The organism is Cellulosimicrobium sp. E-16, assembly GCF_049913115.1.
GTDB lineage: Bacteria > Actinomycetota > Actinomycetes > Actinomycetales > Cellulomonadaceae > Cellulosimicrobium.
Genome location: NZ_CP183974.1, coordinates 2607261 through 2628081, shown reverse-complemented (window position 1 = coordinate 2628081; position 20821 = coordinate 2607261). Strand labels below are relative to the sequence as shown.

Annotated in this window: 18 protein-coding genes and 1 tRNA gene; 8 read left to right on the top strand and 11 right to left on the bottom strand. The window is 75.4% G+C overall.

Annotated features, from left to right (window positions below; translation table 11 throughout):
* Positions 1-136: 136 nt before the first annotated feature.
* Complete coding sequence (locus tag ACN9MS_RS11675; protein WP_426308767.1) at positions 137-691, bottom strand: hypothetical protein; 555 nt, start codon at positions 689-691, stop codon at positions 137-139.
* Between the two features lie 185 nt (positions 692-876).
* Here ACN9MS_RS11675 and ACN9MS_RS11670 point away from each other — a divergent pair, with 185 nt between their 5' ends.
* The 3 genes from ACN9MS_RS11670 (at position 877) to ACN9MS_RS11660 (ending at position 5450) form a co-directional block, all read left to right on the top strand.
* Positions 877-1260: an SHOCT domain-containing protein gene (locus ACN9MS_RS11670; RefSeq protein ID WP_141387988.1), complete on the top strand. Its 384-nt coding sequence runs from the start codon at positions 877-879 to the stop codon at positions 1258-1260.
* Positions 1261-1270: 10 nt separating this feature from the next.
* Positions 1271-2725 carry a hypothetical protein gene (locus tag ACN9MS_RS11665; RefSeq protein ID WP_426308766.1) on the top strand — a complete coding sequence of 485 codons (1455 nt, stop codon included), beginning with the start codon at positions 1271-1273 and terminating at the stop codon, positions 2723-2725.
* Between the two features lie 61 nt (positions 2726-2786).
* Complete coding sequence (locus ACN9MS_RS11660; protein ID WP_426308765.1) at positions 2787-5450, top strand: LuxR C-terminal-related transcriptional regulator; 2664 nt, start codon at positions 2787-2789, stop codon at positions 5448-5450.
* Positions 5451-5459: 9 nt separating this feature from the next.
* Here the strand turns inward: ACN9MS_RS11660 and ACN9MS_RS11655 are convergent, their stop codons facing one another.
* The 6 genes from ACN9MS_RS11655 to ACN9MS_RS11630 all read right to left on the bottom strand — a co-directional run bounded on the left by ACN9MS_RS11655 (position 5460) and on the right by ACN9MS_RS11630 (position 12862).
* Positions 5460-8204, bottom strand: a complete 2745-nt coding sequence (locus ACN9MS_RS11655) for a cation-translocating P-type ATPase (protein WP_426308764.1) — start codon at positions 8202-8204, stop codon at positions 5460-5462.
* A gap of 107 nt (positions 8205-8311) precedes the next feature.
* Positions 8312-8986: a response regulator transcription factor gene (locus ACN9MS_RS11650; protein WP_426308763.1), complete on the bottom strand. Its 675-nt coding sequence runs from the start codon at positions 8984-8986 to the stop codon at positions 8312-8314.
* On the bottom strand, positions 8983-10383 hold the full coding sequence (locus ACN9MS_RS11645) for a sensor histidine kinase (protein WP_426308762.1): 1401 nt from the start codon (positions 10381-10383) through the stop codon (positions 8983-8985). The genes ACN9MS_RS11650 and ACN9MS_RS11645 overlap by 4 nt, the downstream gene beginning before the upstream one ends.
* Before the next feature lie 31 nt (positions 10384-10414).
* Complete coding sequence (locus ACN9MS_RS11640) at positions 10415-11242, bottom strand: hypothetical protein (RefSeq protein ID WP_426308761.1); 828 nt, start codon at positions 11240-11242, stop codon at positions 10415-10417.
* A gap of 1 nt (position 11243) precedes the next feature.
* On the bottom strand, positions 11244-12107 hold the full coding sequence (locus ACN9MS_RS11635) for an ABC transporter permease subunit (RefSeq protein ID WP_426308760.1): 864 nt from the start codon (positions 12105-12107) through the stop codon (positions 11244-11246).
* Complete coding sequence (locus tag ACN9MS_RS11630; protein WP_426308759.1) at positions 12104-12862, bottom strand: ABC transporter ATP-binding protein; 759 nt, start codon at positions 12860-12862, stop codon at positions 12104-12106. The genes ACN9MS_RS11635 and ACN9MS_RS11630 overlap by 4 nt, the downstream gene beginning before the upstream one ends.
* A 375-nt stretch (positions 12863-13237) precedes the next feature.
* Between ACN9MS_RS11630 and ACN9MS_RS11625 the strand changes: the two genes are divergently transcribed.
* Together ACN9MS_RS11625 and ACN9MS_RS11620 are read left to right on the top strand one after the other, a co-directional pair.
* On the top strand, positions 13238-13972 hold the full coding sequence (locus tag ACN9MS_RS11625; protein ID WP_426308758.1) for a hemerythrin domain-containing protein: 735 nt from the start codon (positions 13238-13240) through the stop codon (positions 13970-13972).
* Positions 13973-14012: 40 nt separating this feature from the next.
* Complete coding sequence (locus ACN9MS_RS11620) at positions 14013-14459, top strand: SRPBCC family protein (protein WP_426308757.1); 447 nt, start codon at positions 14013-14015, stop codon at positions 14457-14459.
* 21 nt (positions 14460-14480) lie between these two features.
* Here the strand turns inward: ACN9MS_RS11620 and ACN9MS_RS11615 are convergent, their stop codons facing one another.
* Entirely contained in the window at positions 14481-15269 is a 789-nt protein-coding gene (locus ACN9MS_RS11615; RefSeq protein ID WP_426308756.1) for an MHYT domain-containing protein, read from the bottom strand.
* Between the two features lie 152 nt (positions 15270-15421).
* On the opposite strand from ACN9MS_RS11615, the gene ACN9MS_RS11610 reads away from it, so the two are divergent.
* Entirely contained in the window at positions 15422-16093 is a 672-nt protein-coding gene (locus ACN9MS_RS11610; protein ID WP_426308755.1) for a VOC family protein, read from the top strand.
* Between the two features lie 99 nt (positions 16094-16192).
* Here ACN9MS_RS11610 and ACN9MS_RS11605 read toward each other — a convergent pair.
* A tRNA-Leu gene (locus ACN9MS_RS11605) sits at positions 16193-16277 on the bottom strand.
* A gap of 194 nt (positions 16278-16471) precedes the next feature.
* Between ACN9MS_RS11605 and ACN9MS_RS11600 the strand changes: the two genes are divergently transcribed.
* Positions 16472-17764 (top strand): AI-2E family transporter, encoded by a 1293-nt coding sequence (locus tag ACN9MS_RS11600; RefSeq protein WP_426308754.1) that lies wholly within the window; start codon positions 16472-16474, stop codon positions 17762-17764.
* Between the two features lie 38 nt (positions 17765-17802).
* Here ACN9MS_RS11600 and ACN9MS_RS11595 read toward each other — a convergent pair whose 3' ends face one another.
* Together ACN9MS_RS11595 and ACN9MS_RS11590 are read right to left on the bottom strand one after the other, a co-directional pair.
* Positions 17803-18105 carry a DUF1905 domain-containing protein gene (locus tag ACN9MS_RS11595; protein ID WP_082379867.1) on the bottom strand — a complete coding sequence of 101 codons (303 nt, stop codon included), beginning with the start codon at positions 18103-18105 and terminating at the stop codon, positions 17803-17805.
* A gap of 74 nt (positions 18106-18179) precedes the next feature.
* Positions 18180-19514, bottom strand: coding sequence for an APC family permease (locus ACN9MS_RS11590; protein ID WP_426308753.1), 1335 nt, complete (start codon positions 19512-19514; stop codon positions 18180-18182).
* Positions 19515-19623: 109 nt separating this feature from the next.
* Here ACN9MS_RS11590 and ald point away from each other — a divergent pair, with 109 nt between their 5' ends.
* Positions 19624-20739 carry an alanine dehydrogenase gene (gene ald, locus ACN9MS_RS11585; RefSeq protein ID WP_426308752.1) on the top strand — a complete coding sequence of 372 codons (1116 nt, stop codon included), beginning with the start codon at positions 19624-19626 and terminating at the stop codon, positions 20737-20739.
* The last annotated feature ends 82 nt before the right edge of the window (positions 20740-20821 follow it).

Here is a 20821-nt window from a genome sequence, read left to right as displayed (position 1 = left end):
GTCCTCCTGGGTCTGACACACGAGCAAGCGCGTCGTGATGTGCTTGGCACTATGCGCTAGTGCATCAGTTGCCCCTAGCGGGACCCCGGATGTCTCGAATGTTGGGACGATGTAACGTCGGACGGCCTCTGCCCCGTCATGTCCCCAGGATGTGAGCCTTCTGCTCCATGAGCTCGGCGTCCGTGAGGATGCCCTGGTCGCGCAGCGCGGCGAGCTCGCGCAGCTGGGCGATCCGCACGTCCATCGCGTCGGACGAGCCCGGCACCGGTGCGGCGGGGGAGCCCGGGGGAGCGGTCGGCGGGGGGTCGTCGCCGGAGGCGGGTTCGCGCAGGCCGGAGGCGACGGCGAGCAGCCCGGCCAGGTCGGTGTCCCGGAGCCGGTACGACGTGAGCGACCCCGGGACGGCGCGGCCGACGTCGCGCAGCATCTCCTGCACCAGCGCGCCCACGGGGCCGCGGACGACGACCTCGACGTCGGCCCGCTGCCCCGGCGCCGCCGTGCGGAGCTCGAGCAGGTCGAGGCCGAGCGCGGCGAGGCGCTGGAGCAGCCCGTACAGCGCGGCCTGGTCGCGCACGGTTGCCTCGAGCAGCGTGCACTCCGCGGTCCGGTGCACGCCCAGCTCGGCCAGGTCGGCCGCGGGGAGCGCCACGGGTCCCAGCACCGTCACCTCGACCATCGTCGTGCCGTCCATGCGCCTCTCCCGGCTCGCCCACGTCGGACCAGGATGCGCGCGCGCCGGGAGGCGCGGATCACCCGGCGCGGGTGCCCCGGGCCGGCGTGACGGCGACTACCCCCGGCGGGTGAGCACGCGGACGGGCGGACGACCCACAGTGGGACCGTCACGGGACGTCCGTGACCCGACTGGAGGGGTGCTCGATGGACGGCTTCTGGGACTGGTTCTGGCTCATGGTGTGGTGGTTCTTCTTCATCGCGTACCTCGTCGTGCTGTTCCAGATCGTCGCCGACCTGTTCCGCGACAAGGCGCTCAGCGGCTGGTGGAAGGCGCTGTGGATCATCGCGCTGATCTTCGTGCCCTACCTCTCCGCGCTGGTCTACGTCATCGCCCGCGGGCGCGGGATGGCCGAGCGCCATGCCGAGGAGGACCGCGCACGGCGCCAGGTCATGGACGACTACGTCCGGGCGACCGCGAGCACCGGGCGCTCCCCGGCGAGCGAGATCGCGGACGCGAAGGCGTTGTACGACGCCGGCACGATCGACGCCGACGAGTTCGCGCGTCTCAAGGCCCGGGCGCTCGCCTGAGGACCCGGTGATGGCGGACGAGGGCGAGCGCACGACCGGCGCCGGTACCGGCGGCCACGGGGCGGCGGGCGGCGAGACCGGCGACGTCGCGGCACGGCTCGCCGCGCTCGAGCGGGAGAACGCCGAGCTGCGGCGCCGGCTCGAGGAGCGGCCGACGGCGGTCGACGGCGGGGTCGGGACGGGCACCGCGGCGAACGCGGTGCCGCCGTCCGCCGCCCGCCGTCCGCGGCGCCGCCTGCGGGCCGTCGCGTGCGCGGTGCTCATCACGCTGGGTGCGCTGCTCGCCCCGCTGGGCGCGGTCTCGGCGTGGGCGCAGCGGGAGCTGACGGACACCGACCGGTACGTCGCGACGGTCGGTCCGCTCGCGGCGGACCCGGTCGTGCAGTCCGCGGTGGCGGGACGCCTCACCGAGGAGGTCATGTCGCGCATCGACGTCGGGGCGCTCGTCGACGACCTCGTCGGAGGGCTGGAGGAACGGGACGTCCCGCCGCGCGCCACCCAGGCGCTCGCCGCGCTCGAAGCACCGCTCCAGAGCGGCGTCGAGTCCCTGGTGCACGAGACCGCGACCCGGCTCGTCGAGAGCGACGCGTTCGAGGGCGCCTGGCTCCAGGCGAACCGCGTGGCGCACCAGCAGCTCCTCGCCGTCATGCGCGGCGAGGACGGCGACATCCTCCAGGTGGACGACGGCCGCCTCAGCATCCAGCTCTCCGGTCTGATCGACCTGCTCAAGGAGCGGCTCGTCGACCGCGGGCTGGGCGTCGCCGCCCGCATCCCGTCCGTCGACGCGACGTTCACGATCGCCCAGTCCGCGGAGCTCGTGATGCTCCAGAACCGGTACGCGCAGATCGTGACCCTCACGACGTGGTTGCCGTGGGTCGCGCTCGGCCTGCTCGCCGCCGGGGTCCTCGTCGCGAACCGCCGGTCGCGCGCCCTGGTCGTCGCGGGGCTCGCGCTGACCGGGGCGATGGTCGTGCTCGGCGTCGGCCTCGCCGTGGCGCGGGGACTCTATCTCGGCGCGCTCTCGGGGCAGGTGCTGCGGCTCGACGCGGCGGAGGTCGTGTTCGACCAGGCCGTGGGCTACCTGCGCCTCACGCTGCGCACCGTGGGGGTGCTCGGCCTCGTCGTCGCGCTCGCCGCGTACCTCGGCGGGTCGAGCGCGTCCGCGCGCAGCCTGCGCGTCGGGCTGGGGCGCGCGGGCGCCGCGGTGCGCGGGTGGGGCGAGGGACGCGGGGTCTCCGCCGGCCCGGTCGGCGACTGGCTCGGACGGCACAAGGCGTTCGTGCGCGTCGTCGTCATCGGTGTCGCCGCACTCGTCCTCCTCTTGGCGGGTTCCCTGACACCGGGTCTCGTGGTCGGCGTCGCGCTCGTCGCAGGCCTCGTGCTCGTGGTCGTCGAGATCCTCGCCCGACCGCCCGTCGGCACCGACCCCGCGGGTGCCGTCGTCCCGCCGTCGGGGTCCGCCTGACGCTGGCAGCGACCCGACACCTCGCCGTGCGGTCCTCGGACCTCGGGCCTAGCCTCGACCCATGGCCTCGGTCGAGCAGCGTGCCGAGCGGACGGCGGTCGCGCGCGGCGCCGACGCCTCCGAGATGCTGGGCGCCCGGACGTCGGTCCCGGAGCTTCCCGCCACGACGGTCCCGCGCCTCGCGGTCGAGGCCCTCGTCGCCGCCGCGGCGACCCGGCGTCTGACGCTCGTGTCGGCGGGCCCGGGCTGGGGCAAGACCACCGCGGTCGCCCGCTGGGCCCGCGCTGCCACCGGTCCACGGGTCGCCTGGCTGACGCTGGAGCCGTTCGACGACAAGCCGGCCGCGTTCTGGGCCGACGTCCTGTCCGCGCTGCGTGCCGCTGGCGCCGTCCCCCCGGGGCACCCGCTCGAGACGCTCGTCGTCCCGCCGCGACTCTCGCCCGCGCTCCTGCGCCGGGTCCTCGCGGCACTCGAGCAGCTGCCCGATCCGGTCGTCCTCGTGCTCGACGACTTCCACCACGCGGCGAGGCCAGACGTCGCGGCGACCGTCGACGACCTCTTGCGGTACCCGCTGCCCGTGCACCTCGTCCTCCTCACGCGCGTCGACCCGCTGGTCCGGTTCCAGCGGCTGCGTGCGCAGGGTGAGGTCGCCGAGGTCGGGGCGGCCGACCTCGCGTTCGACACCCCGGCCGTCACGACGCTCGCCGCGGTGCACGGGAAGCCGCTCTCGGCGTTCGACGCGGGGCGCGTCCTCGACGAGACGGGCGGCTGGGCGGTGGGCGTCCGCCTCCGGGTCGAGGCCGACGACGCCGCGAGCCGGGCGCGCGCCGACCGGTCGGCGGCGGAGTTCCTCCTGGCGGAGGTCCTCGACGGCCAGGACCCGGCGACCCGCAGCTTCCTCCTGCGCACGAGCGTGACCTCGGCCGTGTGCCCGGACCTCGCGTCCGCGCTCGCCCCGGGGGCATCGGCGGAACGGCTGCTCCCGGGCCTCGCTGCGGCCGACGGCTTCGTCATGACGGCGGGCGAGGGCCGCACCTGGTACCGGTACCACCCGCTCCTGCGCGAGATGCTCCTGAACCAGCTCCGGGTCGAGGACCCGGTCCGGCTGCGCGACGCGCACCGCGCGGCGGCGCGCTGGTTCGCGCGGGACGGCGAGGCGCTGCGGGCGCTGGAGCACGCGGCAGCAGCGGAGGACTGGCCGCTCGTGGGCGAGGTCTTCGTCGAGAGCGCGGCGGTGCAGCTCGCGGGACCGCACCGCGAGACCGTCGCGGACACCCTGCGGCGCGTGCCGTACGCGACGATCGGCGTCGACGCCCGCCTCCACCTGTGCGCTGGCGCGCTCGCGTACGTCGACGAGAGGTTCGACGCCGCCCGCCGCCACGTCGAGACGGCCCGCGACCTCCTCGACCCCGTCGAGGAGCCCGCGGCGGCCGTGCTCCTGGGGCTGCTCGACGCCTCGGTCGCGCGCTCGACCGGTGACGTCCGGGGGATCGCGACGGCGGCCGGTGCAGCCCTCGCCGCCGCGGACGCGGCGCCCTACCCGTTCCCCGCACTCGACACCTACCGCGGCCTCGCGCAGGCCCACCGAGCGGCGGGCCTCGCCTGGTGCTCGGTGGGCCCGGAGCCGGTGACGTCCTCGTTCCCGCTCGCGCCGCCTCCGGGACGCGAGTGGCGGGCGCCCCAGCTCTTCGTCCTCGGGGCACGCGCCGCGGCGGCCCTCCGCGCCGTCGCGGAGGGCCGGCTCGACGAGGGGGAGGCGCTCGCGCTCGCGGTCGCGAGGGAGGCGGAGCCGCGCGGCTGGGACGGGTACGCCCACGTGCGCCCGGCGCACGCCGCGCGCGCGTGGGTGCAGTACCTGCGGGTCTCCGACGACGCCCTCGACCGGGAGCTCGCGCACGCGCTGGCGGCCGACGCCGGGGGCCGCGAGCCCGCTTCCGAGGCGGTCGTCCGCCTCGTCCAGACCCTGGTGGCGGCGGACCGTGGGCACACCGGGGCGGCACGCCACGCGCTGGTCGCTGCCGACCGGGCGCTCGGGCCCGTCGCGACGCCGCCCGTGCTCGCCGACCTGTGGGTCCGCGCGACCGCCGCGGTCCGCCTGCTCGACGACGGCACGCAGCCCGCGCTCCCGGCCCGCGTGCGGCGAGAGGGCCTGGGCACGCCGTCCGTCGTCGCGGTGTGCGGCGCGCGGGAGCTGCTCACCACGGGGCGGACGGGGGCGGCCCTGCGCGCCGTGGCGGGGCTCGCGGACGCGGGGGAGGGGGACGTGAGCACCCTCGTACGCGTCGAGGCGGCCCTCGTCGAGGCGTCGGCGCTGGCGCGGGCCGGGACGCGCAGGGTCGAGGTCCCGCTGGCGCGCGCCCTGGACCTCGCCGCCACGGAGCGTCTCGTCCGTCCTTTCCTGACGGTCGTGGTGCGCGAGCTGCGTCCTGCCCTCGCGCGCGCGGTCGCCGCGCGCGAAGACGCGCTCGCCGCGCTGCTGCGCGTCCACCTCGACCCGGTGGACCGGGCGCGGGAGCCGGCTCCCCTCGTCGAGCCCCTCACCGAGCGGGAGCTCGCGATCCTCACGGTGCTGCCGTCGATGGCGAGCAACGTCGAGATCGCCGAGGACTTCTTCGTGTCGGTGAACACCGTGAAGGCGCACCTCAAGTCCGTGTACCGCAAGCTCGGCGTGAGCTCGCGTCGTGACGCCGTGCGTCGGGGTCGCGAGCTCGGCGTCGTCTCCTGACCCGCCGCCTCAGGCCGCCGCGGTCGCGGCGCCGTCGGCGGGCACCTTCCGGCGCCTGTCGACCTGGCGCAGCACGAGCTTGCCGAGCTCCGCGAGGACGAGGAAACCGAGCGCGACGAGCGCGCACACGCCCCACTGTCCGCCGTCGAGGTCGACCGTGCCGAAGATCCTCTGCAGGCCGTCGAGGGTCGTGACGAGGAACGTCAGCCCGAGCGATGCGAGGAGCAGCACGACGAACCGGCCGTTGGCGAGGGTCTCGAACGACAGGATGCTGGCCCGCGGGTCGCGCCACTCCAGGGCGGCCACGACGTGCAGGAGGGACATCGCCGTGAGGCCCATCGTCGTGGCGACGGCCAGGTCGGCGTCGGCCTCGCCCCACGCCACGGCGACGAGGGAGCCGACGGCGATGAGCACGCCGCCGACGGCGAGCCGGACCCCGAGCCCGCGCCCGATGACCGGCTCGGTCGGTGGCCGGGGCCGTCGGCGCATGAGGCCGGGCGTCGCGGCGTCGAAGCCGAGACCGATCGCGAGCAGCACGTCGATGGCGAAGTTCACCCAGAGGATCTGCAGCGGCGTGAGCGGCGTGCCGCCCGCGATGGTGAAGATCCCGGCGCCGACGAACGTGAGGATGAACCCGATGAGCACGACCATCTGGAAGCGGATGTACTTCATGAGGTTGTCGTAGAGCCCGCGGCCCCCCTCGACGGCGGCCACGATCGTGGCGAAGTTGTCGTCCGTGAGGATCATCTCGGCGGCGTCCTTGGTCACCTCGGTGCCCGTGATGCCCATCGCGACGCCGATGTCCGCGCGCGTGAGCGCCGGGGCGTCGTTGACGCCGTCGCCCGTCATCGCGACCACGTCGCCCTTGCGCTTGAGCACGTCGACGAGGCGCACCTTGTCCTCGGGCGCGACGCGCGCGACGACGCCGATCTCCCCGACCTCCGCCTCGAGCTGGGCGTCGGACATCGCGGCGAACTCGGCGCCCGTCAGCGCACGGCCCTCGATGCCGAGCTGCCCGGCGATCGCCGCCGCCGTGGTCACGTGGTCGCCCGTGATCATCCGGACGCGGATGCCGGCGTCGCGGCACTCCGCGATGGCGTCGCGCGCCTCCCGGCGCGGCGGGTCGACGATGGCGACGAGCGCGACCAGCTCGAGGTCGCGCACCGCGTCGAGGAGCTCGCCGGACAGCTCGTCGCGGCCGACGGTCCGTCGCGCCACCGCGAGCACGCGCATGCCCTCGCCCGCGAGCGCGTCGTTCTCCGCCACGACGCGCGCCCGGGCGTCGTCGTCGAGCGGCGCGGTCCCGCCGTCGGCGGTGAGGTAGCGGCTCGACCGGGCGAGCAGCACGTCCGGGGCACCCTTCACGAAGCACGTGAGCTCGCCGTCGATCTCGTGGAACGTCGCCATGAACTTGTACGCGGCGTCGAACGGGACCTCGGCGACGCGGGGGTGCTCGGCGCGCGTCTCCTCGACGTCCAGCCCTGCCTTCGCTGCCAGGACGACGACCGCGCCCTCGGTCGGGTCGCCGATGCACTCGCCGTCGCGCACGACGGCGTCGCTCGCGAGCGCGAGGGGCAGCGCGACGGGCTCGAGCGGGACGTCCGTCGAGCCGGCGGCCGCGAGGATGCGGCCGGTCGTCGAGTAGCCCTCGCCGTCGACCGAGAACCGGCGCCCGGCGAGCACCAGCCGGCGTGCCGTCATCTGGTTGAGCGTGAGGGTCCCCGTCTTGTCCGAGCAGATGGCCGACGTCGAGCCGAGCGTCTCGACCGACTTGAGGCGCTTGACGATCGCGCCCTCCTCGGCGAGCCGGCGCGTGCCGAGCGACAGCAGCATCGTCACCACGGCGGGGAGGCCCGTCGGGATCGCCGCGATGGCCAGGCTGATCCCGACCACGAACAGGCTGTCGAAGTCCTCGCCGCGCACCAGTCCCAGGACCACCACGACGACGAGGGCGATCGCCGCCATGACCGTGATGATCACGGTGATGCGGTCGAGCTGACGCGTGAGCGGGGTCTTGTCCTGCTCGACGCCGCTGAGCATCCCGGAGATGCGGCCCACCTCGGTCGTCATGCCCGTCGCCGTGACGACCATCTCGCCGCGCCCGCGCGTCACCTGCGAGTTCATGTACGCCATGTCCGTGCGGTCGCCGAGCGGCGCGTCGTCCGCGACGACGGTCTCGACCCCCTTGGCGACCGGGGTGCTCTCGCCCGTGAGGCCGGCCTCCTCGATCTCCAGCGAGGCCGCGACGAGCAGCCGCCCGTCGGCGGGGATCTTGCTCCCGGCCTCGAAGCCGACGACGTCGCCCGGCACGAGCTCCTCGGCGGGCACCTGCTCCTGCCGCCCGTCGCGGCGCACGGTGGCCGTCATGACGAGCATCTGCTGCAGGGCCGCGACGCTCTGGGCGGCCTTGCCCTCCTGGTGCAGGCCCATGAGGGCGTTGAGCACGGTGAGGCCGAGGACGACGACGCCCGTCGTGACGTCGCCGAGCGCGATGATGCTGACCACGGCCGCCCCGACGAGCACGAGCTGCATGAGGTCCCGGTACTGGCGCAGGAACGCCTGCCACGGCTTCTCCTTGCGCTCCTCCGCGAGCGCGTTGGGGCCGTACCGGGCGCGCCGCTCGGCGACCTGCGCCGACGTCAGCCCGACCGCCGGGTCGACGTCGAGCGCCGCGCACACGGCCTCCGTCGAGGCGGTGTGCCACGGGCCCGTGGCGGGAGGGACCTGCTGTCGGGGGATCTGCGCAGCCGTCATCGTGGGCTCCTCTCCGGCGCTCGTCACCACGGTCGCAGCGCACCCGGGGCGGAGCCTCACCCGTCGGGGGTGAACGCGGCGCACCGAGGGCGGCGGGGAACGCTGGTTCAGGAGCGCGACCCGACCAGACCGCTCTCGTAGGCGACGATCACGGCCTGGACCCGGTCCCGCACCCCGAGCTTGGCGAGCAGGTTGCCCACGTGCGTCTTGACCGTCGTCGACGACAGCACGAGGCGCTCGGCGATCTCGGCGTTGGAGAGCCCCTCGGCCACGCACCGCAGCACGTCGAGCTCGCGCGGCGTGAGCGACCGCAGCCGCGGGTCGAGGTCGTCGTCGTCCGCCGGCCGGCCGTCGGCGGGCAGGTGCGGCGCGAAGAGGTCGAGCATGCGGCGCAGGACGCGCGGCGCGACCACCGAGCTCCCCGCCGCGACGGTGCGGATCGCCTCGACGAGGTCGTGCGGGCGGGCGTTCTTCAGCAGGAAGCCGCTCGCGCCGGAGCGCAGCGCCGCGAACGCGTACTCGTCGACGTCGAACGTGGTCAGCACGAGCACGCGCGTCCCGGGGTGCTCCGCGACGACGCGCCGGGTCGCCTCGATGCCGTCCATGCCGGGCATCCGGACGTCCATGACGACGACGTCGGGCGCGAGCGCCGCAACCTGGTCGAGCGCGACCCGCCCGTCCGACGCCTCGCCGACCACCTCGAGGTCGGGCTCGGACTCGATCACGAGCCGGAAACCCATGCGCAGGAGCGCCTGGTCGTCCACGAGCAGCACGGTCGTCACGCGAGTCCTCCGTCGTCCTCGACCCACGGCAGCACGACGCGCACCGTCCACCCGCCGTCCGGCCGCGGCCCGGCCTCGACGCTGCCGCCGAGCAGCGCCGCGCGCTCGCGCATGCCGAGGATGCCGCGGCCGGTCCCGCCGCCCGCGCCGGGTCGGGCGCCACCGGCGTCGCGCACCTCGACCTCGACGACGTCCGCACGGCGCCGGACCTCGACCCGGGCCTCCGGCGTCCCGGGGGCGTGCCGCAGGACGTTGGTCAGCGCCTCCTGCACGACCCGCACCACCGCCAGCCGCAGCGACGTGTCCTGCGGGAGCGACAGGTCGAGACCGGTCGCCGTCACCGGGACACCTGCGGCGCGGAAGCGCGCGACGACCGCCGCGAGGTCGGTCCCGGTCGGCTCGGGACGCCCGTCCGTGGCGTCGCCGTCGTCGTCGCCGGGATCGAGCGCGCCGAGCACGCGCTGCATGTCGGCCAGCGCCTCGCGCCCGGTCCGGGAGAGCTCCCGCAGCGCCTCGCGCGACCGGTCGGGGGCGCGGTCCAGCGCGGCGCCCGCGCCGTCGGACAGCGCGACCATCACGGAGACGCTGTGCGCGACGACGTCGTGCATCTCCCGGGCGATCCGGGTGCGCTCGGCCGCACGGGCGAGCGCCGCGCTCTGGTCGCGGTCCCGCGCCATGGCCCGGTACCGCTCCGCCAGGTCCTCGGCGTGGAGGCGCCGCGCACGGGCGCCGGAGCCCGTGGTCATCCCGAGGAGCAGGAGCGCGAGCAGGAGGGAGACGGACGCCGACCGGCGGCCGGGGGAGAAGGGCGGCTCGGCGAGGTCACGCACGGGGTCGCCGCCGGGCGTGACGCCCGAGTCGCTCCAGAGGAGGATCTCGGCGAGGCCGATGTCCTGCCACGACCACAGCGCGACGGTGACCACGACCAGCACCGCGGCGCACGTCAGCCACGCGGTGCGCGGCGGCCGGGAGGCAGCCACGGCGTGCACCGCGCACGCGAGGCACACCCCGAGCACACCCAGCACGCCCGCGGCCGCGAGCGACGCGACCGCCAGCGCCGTGAGCGCGGCCGTGACCGCCAAGGGCCGGGTGCGGCGGGCGAGCAGGAGCGCCGACCCGAGGACGGCGCCCACGAGCCACGTCGTGACGACCGTCCGCGCGACCGGCTCGTCGGGTCGGAAGAGGCCGAGCCCGGTGGACCCCTCGACGGTCGCGAGCCCGAGGACCGCGGTGACGAGCCCGAGCGCGACGAGGCCGACGACGAGCGCGGCGTCGGCGGCCCGAGGCTGCTCCGCGAGGAGCCGGCCGAGCGGTCCGCGCCGCCGGAGGTCGGGCGCGGTGAGCACGACGTCGTCGGTCGTCCCGCGCGCGGACAGGGCGACGGGCGTCGAGGGCATGGCCCCACTCTCCCACCCGCCCCCGCGCGCGTCAGGTGACGTCATGGCGACGCAGGCGGATCCCTGCCGCGACGAGGAGCGCGGCCGCCCACGCGGCGAGCACGAGCCCGGCAGCCCACGGACCGACGTGCGGGCCCAGCGTCGTCGTGTCGAGGACGGCGAGCCGCTCGTCGCCCTGGAGCAGCCGCGCCCCGACACCCGGGAGGAGGGCGCGCGCCGTGTCCGCGACCCGGCCGGGGTTCGTGGCGAGGAGGTGGTCGAGCACGACGAGCAGCACCACGCCGGCGACGAGCGCGGCGTCGGGTCGGCGCAGCAGGGCCCCGAGCCCCAGCCCGACGAGCGCGACCCCGGTCTGGTAGAGCACGAAGCCCGCGAGGAGGCGCACCGTCTCCGGGTCGGTGACGTCGAGCACGAGCCCGAGCGCCGCGCGCTGCCCGGCGGTCGCCGCGAGCGCCGCCACGAGCGCGACCACGGCCGTGAGCAGGGCGACCGCGGCCGTGACGACCGCCTGCGCCACGAGCACGGGGATCCGGCGCGGGACCGCGACGAAGGTCACGCGGGCCGTCCCGGTGCGGAACTCGCCCGCGCCGGTCGTCGCGCCCAGCACGAGGAACCCGAGCTGGGCGAGCACGTACCCGGCGAGGGCCGTGGGCGCGCCCGATGCCCCGGCGTCGGGCCGGGCGAAGAGGCCGAGCGCCCAGGCCGTCGACGCCGCGGCGGCGACGGTCGCGAGGGCGAGCCAGGCCGTCGACGGCAGGCTCGTGAGCTTGTCCCACTCCGCCGCGACCACCCGGCGGAGGGTGACCTGCGGACGGTCCGCGGCACGGACGCCGGACGCGTGCGTGGTGGTCGCGGCCATGTCAGACCACGTCCCGGGTGCGGAGGCGGAGGGCAGCCAGCGCGAGCGGCACGGCGACCCACGCCGCCAGGACGAGCCCGCCGCCCCACGCGCCGAGGTCGGGCGCGCCCTCGACGGGGCCCTCGGTCGTCAGCAGGGACCCCGCGCCGGTGGGGAGGAACGTCACGGCGGTGTTGACGGCGGCCTGCGCCGACGGCTCGCCCGCGGACGCGGTGAGCGGGTCGCCCGCCAGGTCGGCGGCGAGCACGAGCGCGACGGGCAGGACGAGGACGACGAGGACCGCGACCGTCAGGGCGGGCACCGGCCGCCGGAGCAGCGCGCCGAGCGCGAGGCCGAGCAGGGCCATCGCGACGAGCAGGAGCGCCATCCCACCGAGCACCCGGGGCGTGCCGTCGCTCGCGAGGTCGAGGGCGATCCCGCGGGCCCGCGCCGAGGGGACCAGGGCGAGGACGGCGGCGCCGACCGCGAGCACGGCCGTGAGCAGCGCGAACGCGGCGGTGACGACGGTCTGCGCGGCGAGCACCGGCCAGCGCCGCGGGACGGCGACGAACGTCGTGCGGAACGTGCCGGTGCTGTGCTCGCCCGTGCCGACGAGGACCCCCAGGACGAGCGGGGGCACCTGGGCGAGCAGCAGGCCCGACGTGAGGGAGCCCAGCGGGTCGAACCCCGGGTCCACGGAGGACGCCTGGGCCGAGAGGTAGGTCAGCGCGGCCGAGACCGCGACCGTGAGGGCGGCGGCCCACCAGGAGGACCGGAGGCTCGTGAGCTTGGTCCACTCGGAGGCGACGACGCGCGTGAGCGTCGGTCCGTGCGTCTCCGCCCGTGCCGCGGTGTGGCGTGCCAGGGCGGGGGTCGCGGCGGTCATCGGGCGCCTCCCGCCGCGGCGCGGCCGGTCTCCCCGGCGGTGCGACCCTGGTACTCGACGGCGCCCGCCGTGAGCCGCAGGTACGCGTCCTCGAGCGAGCCCGCGTCGGCGGCGAGCTCCTGGACCGGTGCGTCGGCGAGGAGACGGCCCCGGCCGATGACGACGACCCGGTCCGCGCAGAGCGCGAGCTCGTGCATGAGGTGCGAGGAGAGGAGCACGGTCCGCCCCTCGGCCGCGAGGCCACGGACGAGCCCCCGCACCCACAGGACGCCGTCGGGGTCGAGGCCGTTGACGGGCTCGTCGAGGATGAGCGTCCCGGGGTCGCCGAGCAGCGCCCCGGCGATGCCGAGGCGCTGCCCCATCCCCAGCGAGAAGGTCCCGGCACGCCGTCCGGCGACGCTCTCGAGCCCCGTCATGCCGATGACCTCGTCCACGCGGGCGCGGCCGATCCCGTGGGTCCGCGCGAGAGCCCGCAGGTGCCGGAACGCCGTGCGCCCCGGGTGCACGGACCGCGCGTCGAGCATGCACCCGACGGCGTGGAGCGGCGCCGGGAGGTCGGCGTACCGGCGGCCGTCCACGGTCGCCGTGCCCGACGTCGGGCGCTCGAGGCCGACCGCCACGCGCATCGTCGTCGACTTCCCCGCCCCGTTCGGGCCGAGGAAGCCCGTCACGGTGCCCGGACGCGCCGTGAACGTCAGCCCGTCCACCGCCGTCGTCGCCCCGTAGCGCTTGGTGAGCGCCTCCACCTGGATCATGCGTCCTCCCGTCGTCGCGGGGCGCCCGCTCCTCGGGTGCCGCCGTCGTCGACGCTACGGACGGGCGTGGGGCCGCCGGCTCCCGCCGTCGGCCGAGATCTGCGGGGGAGGGCCCTCCTCCGCGAGGAGGAGGCGGTCGTACCGGGGTGGGAGGCAGTCGTGGCGACGCTCTAGACTTGCCTCAGGCTTCCGGCGCGAGAGCGCCGGCGGGATCCGAATGAGACAGCGGATCGAGAAGCCCCGCCGCTCCACACGGCGGGGCTTCTTGCTGCCCGGGTGAACCTGCCGACCGGGCATTGTGGCTCCGCCGCGGCCGGGCGTAGCGTCGGAGAGCGCCACGACGACACCGACGTCGTCCGACGGGCGGAGGACGAGATGACCGACAAGCTCCCTCTCCCCGGACCGCTGCCCGCGGGGCAGCACCCCGGGTGCGACACGTCGGGCATGTACCTCGTCCATCGGATCTTCCGCTGGCTCTACCGCGAGCTTCCCGAGCTGGTGCGCGACGTCCGGCCCGGGGACACCGCGCGCTCGGCCGTCGTGGGCCGCTACGCCCACCTCGACTTCTTCGCGCTGCACCTGCACCACGAGACCGAGGACCTGGTGCTGTGGGACCGGCTGGAGACGCGCGAGCCCGCGTGCGCGCTGCACGTCGGCCAGATGCGGGCGCAGCACGCCGAGGTCGCGGTGCGGCTCGCGCGGATCGAGCCGCAGCTCGAACCATGGGTGGCCACGGCCGACCCGCGGCTCCGCGACGCGTTCGCGACCGACGTCGAGGGCCTGCGTGACCTCCTGTCGGCGCACCTCGGGCAGGAAGAGGTGGAGATCCTCCCCGTGGCCGGGGACGTGATGTCGCAGCAGGAGTGGGACTCCATGGAGGAGCACACCCGCGCCGCCCTGATGAAGCACCGCAAGGAGCTCGGCAAGGACGTCATGGCGCTCCAGCTCGGCCTGCTGCTCGCGAGCGTCCCCGCGTCCGAGCGGGAGGACTGGTTCCGCGCGAACGTGCCCGCGCCCGTCCGGGTGCTGTACCTGCTTCTCCTCAAGCGGCGGTACGACCACGCGATGCGAGAGCTCTACCCGGACCGACCCGTGCCGGCGATGGTCTGACCGCGGGCGCAGGAAGGGGGATCGAACCGTGTGGCGACGCGTGACACTCGACGTCCACCTCGACCACCCGCCGTCGCGCGTCTTCGTCTACCTCGCCGATCCCGGCCGGTGGCCGGAGTTCGCGCCCGCGGTCGTCTCCCGCCGCCCGGTCGACGCGGGGCCGCTGCGGGTCGGGAGCCGCTGGGCCGCCGTCGACCGCGTCGGTCCGTTCCGGGTGCGGTTCACCGACGTGCTCGAGGTCGTCGAGACCGACCGTCGTGTCGTCTGGCACTCCACGGCGCCCTGGAACTCGCGCGTCGAGTACGTCACGTCGCCCGACGGCGGCGGGACGCGCGTGCGCGCCGACTACCACGGCGACGTGGCGTCGGGGCTCCGGCTGGTGGCGCTGCTCCCGACCGTGGTCCTGGCGAGGATCCTCCTGCGCGACTTCACGGGCCTGCGCCTGGTGCTCGAGGCGGAGGACCGGGCGCGCGCACGCCGGCCGTGAGAGGCGGGACCTCGTGGGCCGCTACCTGCCGACCGAGACGGTCTCCTGCGCCATGCGGTCCCGGAAGGCCTCGTGCCGCCGCCTCTCGCTCTCCGTCCGGGAGCCGACGACGACGAACACCAGCAGCAGGACGGAGCCACCACCCCCGACGAGGAGGGCACCCAGCAGGTCCAGCATCGGGACGCCGCCGTCCGGTGCGCCCGGCTGACCGGTCACCGAGACGCCCCACATGCCGGTGTAGTGCATCCCCGCGACCGCGACCCCCATGACGAGGGCCGACACGGTCATGGACAGCCCGCCCCGCGCGTGCACGCAGAGCCAGAGCGCCGCCGTCGCGGCCGCGACCGCGACGAGCACCGCCAGGACGACGGAGATCGCGCTGTAGTGCACGGTGCCGTGCATGCGCATCGCCGACATGCCCATGTAGTGCATCCCGGCGACGCCGAGCCCGGCCACGGCGCCTCCCACGACCAGCAGCAGGGGCCGGTAGCCGAACATCATGACCAGGTGCAGGCCGACGGACACGACCACCACGGCGACCAGCGCGGAGACGATCGTGAGCGGCACGTCGTAGTGGATCGGCATGCCGGTGACCGTGAACCCGAGCATCGCCACGAAGTGCATCACCCAGATGCCCGTGCCCCCGATGGCCGCGGCCCCCAGCCACAGCCACGCCGAACGCACGTGCCACGGCGCGTCGACACGGGACCTGGACACCGCGGACAGGCCGCAGGCAGACCCGGAGACCGCGGCCGCGTAGGAGATGAGCGGGGTCACCGCACCGTAGGTGAAGTGTTGGACGTCAAGCATTGCATACCGCCTCAAAAGCACTAGAAAGGACATGCCACCGTAGAGCGGGACGTCCGACCCCGCACCTCGAGGCGCGCGAAGCGCCTCGCTACGATGAGATCCGGCGGGCCGGGGGTGCCGACGGCGGCCGCGGCAGCGTCGAAGGGGAGCGCATGGACGGGCTGACGAGCGAACGCGGACGGATCTCCGCGGCCGAGTTCCACCAGGCACAGGGCGTGTCCGACTGGCGCGTCACGGGGACGGGGCCGCAGGCGGTCTTCACGGCGACGTCCCTCGCGCGTGCCGCGGCACTGGTCCCGGCGGTGGTCGAGGCGGCGGAGCGCGCCGGGATCCTGCCCGACGTCGACGTGCGTCCCGAGGGAGTCGTCGTCCGGGTCCCGTACCGCGACCCGGAGGGCATCCCTGCGACGGCCGCGGACTTCGCGGCGAGCGTGTCACGCGCGGCGGCCGAGCTGTCGCTGACTCCCGACCCGACGCGTGCGCAGTCCGTCGGCCTCTACGTCGCCCAGCACTCGCAGGCGGACGTGCGGCCGTTCTTCTCGGCCGTGCTGGGCTACGAGGAGCTCGGCGACACGGATGCCGTCGACCCGCTGCGGTGCGGCCCGCAGCTCGCCTTCAACCCGATCTCCGGCGACTCGCCGGGGCGCGGTCGGACCCATCTCGACGTGTTCGTGCCGGCCGACCAGGCGCGGGCGCGCGTGGACGCCGCGCTCGCCGCCGGCGGGAGGCTGGCCGACGACTCGCACGCCCCGGCGTGGTGGTCGCTCGCGTCGCCTGACAACCACGGCGTCGACGTCGCGTCCTGGACCGACACGGACGGTTGAGGTCGAGACCTGCCGGACCGGCTGGGCCGGGACACGCAGAAGGCCGGGCCAGGAAGAATCTCCTGACCCGGCCTCCGTGGCACGAGGAGTGCCATGCGGTGTCCGGAGGGGGACTTGAACCCCCACGCCCGATAAAGGGCACTAGCACCTCAAGCTAGCGCGTCTGCCATTCCGCCACCCGGACGAGTGGACCTTCCCGGCGTTTCCGCCGTTCCGGTGCGGGGAAAAACATAGCACGGTTCGGGCGTGGTCCTCACATCGCGGTCGCCCGTCAGCACGGGGTCGACGTGGGACGACGGTCCGGCCGCGGCATCCGGCGTGGGGGGACGACCTGGGGCAGACTGGGCGGATGAGAGCCACGACCGGGCGGAGGCGCGTGTGACGGACGAGCAGCGACCACCGGCAGCGGTGCCCACCCCGCGACCGGGCTCCGGCTCGGACCGCTCGGCGGCGTCGGTGAAGCACCTCGCGGGGGCGTCGAGCGCGGCGCGCAAGGTCGCCGGGGCGCGGCGCAACCCGTCGGTCGTCGGGTACGACGAGTCGGTGCCCGCGTGGCTGCGCACGACGGCGGGCTGGTCGTGGCGCCTGCTCATGATCGTCGCGGCGGTCGCGCTCATCTTCTTCGCGACGGCGCAGGTGCAGCTCGTGTTCGTCGCCGTCTTCCTCGCCCTCGTCATCACGTCGGTCCTGCGGCCCGTCACGGACTTCTACGCGAAGGTCATGCCCCGGGGGCTGGCGACAGGGCTGGCGATCCTCTCCGCGCTGCTGTTCATCGCCGGGCTGCTGACGTACGTCATCACCTCGGTCGCGGGCCAGTGGCAGAGCCTCGCGGACCAGTTCAGCAACGGCATCGACCAGATCTTCGAGTTCCTCGAGAACGGCCCGCTGCCGGTGACGATCACCGCGGACGACGTCAACGGCTGGATCGAGAACGGTCGGCAGTGGCTGGCCGAGCACGGCGGCGACATCGCGAGCCAGGCGGCCGCGAGCGCCGGCTCGGTGTTCGAGGCGTTCGCCGCGATCGCCCTCGCGATCTTCTGCACCGTGTTCTTCCTCGCCAAGGGCAAGGACATGTGGACGTGGTTCCTCAACCAGCTCCCGTCGCGCTCGCGCGACAGCTGGAAGATCGCCGGCGGCGCGGGCTGGTACACGTTCTCGGGCTACGCGCGCGGGACGGTGATCATCGCCCTCACGGACGGCATCCTCGCGGGCATCTTCCTCGGGATCCTCGGCGTGCCGCTCGCCGCGCCGCTCGCGGTGCTGGTGTTCATCGGCGCGTTCATCCCGATCATCGGCGCGCCGCTCGCGATGATCATCGCGGCGATCGTCGCGCTCGCCGCGAAGGGCCTGTGGATCGCGCTCGCGGTGACGATCGGCATCGCCCTCATCGGGCAGTTCGAGGGCCACATCCTCCAGCCGCTCGTCATGGGCAAGCAGGTGTCGCTGCACCCGGTCGTCGTGGCGATCGCGGTGACCGCGGGGACGCTGCTCGCGGGGATACTCGGGGCGGTCGTGTCCGTGCCGCTGGTCGCCGTCGCGTGGTCGGTGTTCTCGCACCTGCGGCACAAGGACCCGCCCATGGAGGAGGAGCTGCCGACGGCGAAGGAGATCGCGCTCGGCGACGCCCTGCCCGGGTCGGCGGGCCGCACGGCAGACGACGCGGGGGCCTGAGTCCCGGACGACCCGGCGGGAGCCTGGCGGGGCGGGCCTCACCGGGGTACGGCCGAGACCTCCGCGGCGAGCCGGACGGAGACGTGCACGGTGTCCCCGACGCCCTTGCCGGTGGTGGCGCGCACCGACCGGAGGACGGCGAGCAGGTGCGGGCCGCCGTAGGCGACGAGCGAGGCGCGGTACCGCACGTCGTCGACCTCGGCGACCACCGGGACCCGGCCGCGCGTGCCGAACAGGTCGACGGCGTCGTACGGGAGCGCGACGAACGCTCCCGAGCGCGTCCCGGCGGCGATCACGACGGCGTCGAACTCCACCGGGCCCGGGTCCGTCCACGTGGGCATGTCGTCGACCGTAGCGGACGGCGCGGCGGCGGGGAACGGGCCGCGAGGGCGATTCTCGCGGCCCGCCGGCGCGCTCAGGACGTGGCGTGCCGGCGCCGCACGAGCGTGACCGTGACGGCACCGACGGCGAGGAGGGTCGGGGCGACGAGCGACGCGCCGGCCAGGACGAGCAGGACGCCCGTGAGGACGGTCGCGACGGCGGCGAGCCACCAGCCGACGGTGCGGCGGGGGAGCAGCCGCAGGGCAGCGAGCATCCCGAGCGCGTACACCGCCACCATGCAGCTCGTGTGCACCCGGACGAACGGCTCGAGGTCGAGGCCGGTGGCGACGAGCAGCGCGAGATAGCCCGCGCTGAGCACGAGGGTGACGGCGAGCGCGCGCCGCGGGACGCCCGCGCGGCCGGAGAGCGCGGCGAGCGGGCGCGGCAGGTCGCCGTCGCGTGCGAGCGCCTGGCCGAGGTTGGCGAACGCCGCGAGGTAGGCGGTGAGCACGCCGGACGTGACGATCGCCGCCACGACGCCGACGACCACGGGCCCCGCGGCAGGCGCGCCCGCGCGCGCGAGGTCGAGCAGCGCGACGGTGCCGGAGCCGGCCCCGGTGCCGAGCACGCCGACCGTGGCGACCTGCAGGGCGAGGTAGGCGACGCCGACGACGATGAGCGCGACGCCCGTCGCGGCGGGGATGGTGCGGCGCGGGTCGCGGAAGTCGGCCGAGACGTGCGTGCCGACCTCCCAGCCCGCGAACGCCCAGACGAACAGGCTCACCGCGGAGCCGACGCCGGACCAGCCCTCGCTGAGGAACGGCGTGAACCGCTCGGCGCTCGCCGCCGGAGCCGCCACGGCGACGACCACGACGACGGCGGCGAGCAGCAGGGACGTGAGCCCGAGCTGGACGGCGCCCGCCACGCGGATCCCGAGCCACACGGCCACGGCCGGCACGACGACGAGCGCGACGGCCACCACCGGGACGACGCTGCGGTCCGCGCCGACCACCGCGACGACGTACTCCGCCCCGAGCACCGCCACGACGGGCACGCCGACGCACACGCCGAGGTAGAACCAGTAGCCCGTGGCACGGGCCGCCGTCGGGCCGAGGGCCGTGCGGACCGCGCTGGCGACGCCGCCCCGGTCGGGGTGCCGCGCGGCGAGCGCCGCGAAGGTGCCCGCGAGCGGCACGCTCGCGACGAGCACCAGGGCGACGGCGAGGACGGACGCGGGGCCGGCGACGCGCGTGGCGAGCCCGGGGAGCGCGAGGACTCCCGTGCCGAGCACGCTCGCCACGTACAGGGCGCTGCCGCGGGCGAGCCCGAGCGTGCCCGACGGCGGGAGCTGGCGTGGGGGAGCGTCGCCCGCCGTCGCGCCGTGCCCCGGGGCGGTGCGCGGCGTCGCGAGAGGTGTCGTCGTGTCCACGCGCTCCACCCTGGCCGCAAAGCGCTCCCGGGACGAGCGGCAGGAAGGACACACTCCGACAAGATCCTGCCACCCTGCGCCGAGGGGGATGGTGCGACCACACTGGACCATGAGGATCGGCATACCCACCGAGGTCAAGAACCACGAGGACCGCGTCGCGCTCACCCCCGCCGGCGCCCACCACCTCGTGCGGGCCGGGCACGACGTGCTCGTCCAGTCCGGGGTCGGGACCGGCTCCCACCTGTCCGACGCGGAGTACGAGGGCGCGGGCGCGCGCGTCGTGCCGACGGCGGAGGAGGTGTGGGGCGAGGCCGAGCTCGTCTGCAAGGTGAAGGAGCCGGTCGCGAGCGAGTACGCGCTCCTGCGCGACGACCTCCTGCTCTTCGCCTACCTGCACCTCGCGGCCGACGGCGACTGCACGCGCGCCCTGCTCGACGCGGGCACGACGTCCGTCGCGTATGAGACGGCGCAGGCGCCCGACGGCACGCTCCCGCTGCTCGCGCCCATGAGCGAGGTCGCCGGGCGCATGGCGACCCAGGTCGGCGCCTGGCTCCTCCAGCGGCCCGCGGGCGGTCGCGGCGTCCTGCTCGGCGGCGTGCCGGGCACGCGGCCGGGCCGCGTCGTCGTGCTCGGGGGCGGGACCGCGGGCCGGAACGCCGCCGAGGTCGCGGTGGGCATGCGCGCCGAGGTGACCGTGGTCGACCTGTCGCTGCCCGTGCTGCGCGCCGTCGACCAGGAGTTCTCCGGCCACGTGCGCACCGTCGTGTCGAGCGCGTACGCGATCGAGCGCGAGGTGCTGGAGGCCGACCTCGTCGTGGGCGCCGTGCTCGTCGCGGGGGCACGCGCCCCGCGCCTCGTCACCGACGACCTCGTCGCGCGCATGCGCCCCGGCGCGGTCCTCGTCGACGTCGCCGTCGACCAGGGCGGCTGCTTCGAGGGGTCGCGACCCACGACGCACGACGACCCGACGTTCGCGGTGCACGGCACGACGTTCTACTGCGTCGCGAACATGCCCGGCGCGGTCCCGGTGACGAGCACCCTCGCCCTCACGAGCGCGACGCTGCCGTACCTCGCGGCGCTCGCGGACGGCGGCGTCGACGCCGTGCGCGACGTCCCGCTCCTGCGGTCGGGAGCGTCCACGCACCGCGGCGTCCTCCTCAACGAGGCGGTCGCGGCGGCGCACGACCTGCCGTGGACGCCCGCGGAGGACGCCCTGCGCGCGTGACGCCGCGCGAACGTCGGTCCGAGAACGGGCCTCGTGGACGACCGGCACGAATCCGGGTGACGGCACGCGGCGGGACGTGCCA

Excerpts from the sequence above, each read along its gene's own strand:
- ACN9MS_RS11660 (WP_426308765.1), top strand. The coding sequence starts at position 2,787 with ATGGCCTCGGTCGAGCAGCGTGCCGAGCGGACGGCGGTCGCGCGCGGC.
- ACN9MS_RS11670 (WP_141387988.1), top strand. The coding sequence starts at position 877 with ATGGACGGCTTCTGGGACTGGTTCTGGCTCATGGTGTGGTGGTTCTTC.
- ACN9MS_RS11655 (WP_426308764.1), bottom strand. The coding sequence starts at position 8,204 with ATGACGGCTGCGCAGATCCCCCGACAGCAGGTCCCTCCCGCCACGGGC.
- ACN9MS_RS11665 (WP_426308766.1), top strand. The coding sequence starts at position 1,271 with ATGGCGGACGAGGGCGAGCGCACGACCGGCGCCGGTACCGGCGGCCAC.
- ACN9MS_RS11625 (WP_426308758.1), top strand. The coding sequence starts at position 13,238 with ATGACCGACAAGCTCCCTCTCCCCGGACCGCTGCCCGCGGGGCAGCAC.
- ACN9MS_RS11630 (WP_426308759.1), bottom strand. The coding sequence starts at position 12,862 with ATGATCCAGGTGGAGGCGCTCACCAAGCGCTACGGGGCGACGACGGCG.
- ACN9MS_RS11675 (WP_426308767.1), bottom strand. The coding sequence starts at position 691 with ATGGACGGCACGACGATGGTCGAGGTGACGGTGCTGGGACCCGTGGCG.
- ald (WP_426308752.1), top strand. The coding sequence starts at position 19,624 with ATGAGGATCGGCATACCCACCGAGGTCAAGAACCACGAGGACCGCGTC.
- ACN9MS_RS11615 (WP_426308756.1), bottom strand. The coding sequence starts at position 15,269 with ATGCTTGACGTCCAACACTTCACCTACGGTGCGGTGACCCCGCTCATC.
- ACN9MS_RS11640 (WP_426308761.1), bottom strand. The coding sequence starts at position 11,242 with ATGGCCGCGACCACCACGCACGCGTCCGGCGTCCGTGCCGCGGACCGT.
- ACN9MS_RS11595 (WP_082379867.1), bottom strand. The coding sequence starts at position 18,105 with ATGCCCACGTGGACGGACCCGGGCCCGGTGGAGTTCGACGCCGTCGTG.
- ACN9MS_RS11610 (WP_426308755.1), top strand. The coding sequence starts at position 15,422 with ATGGACGGGCTGACGAGCGAACGCGGACGGATCTCCGCGGCCGAGTTC.
- ACN9MS_RS11635 (WP_426308760.1), bottom strand. The coding sequence starts at position 12,107 with ATGACCGCCGCGACCCCCGCCCTGGCACGCCACACCGCGGCACGGGCG.
- ACN9MS_RS11645 (WP_426308762.1), bottom strand. The coding sequence starts at position 10,383 with ATGCCCTCGACGCCCGTCGCCCTGTCCGCGCGCGGGACGACCGACGAC.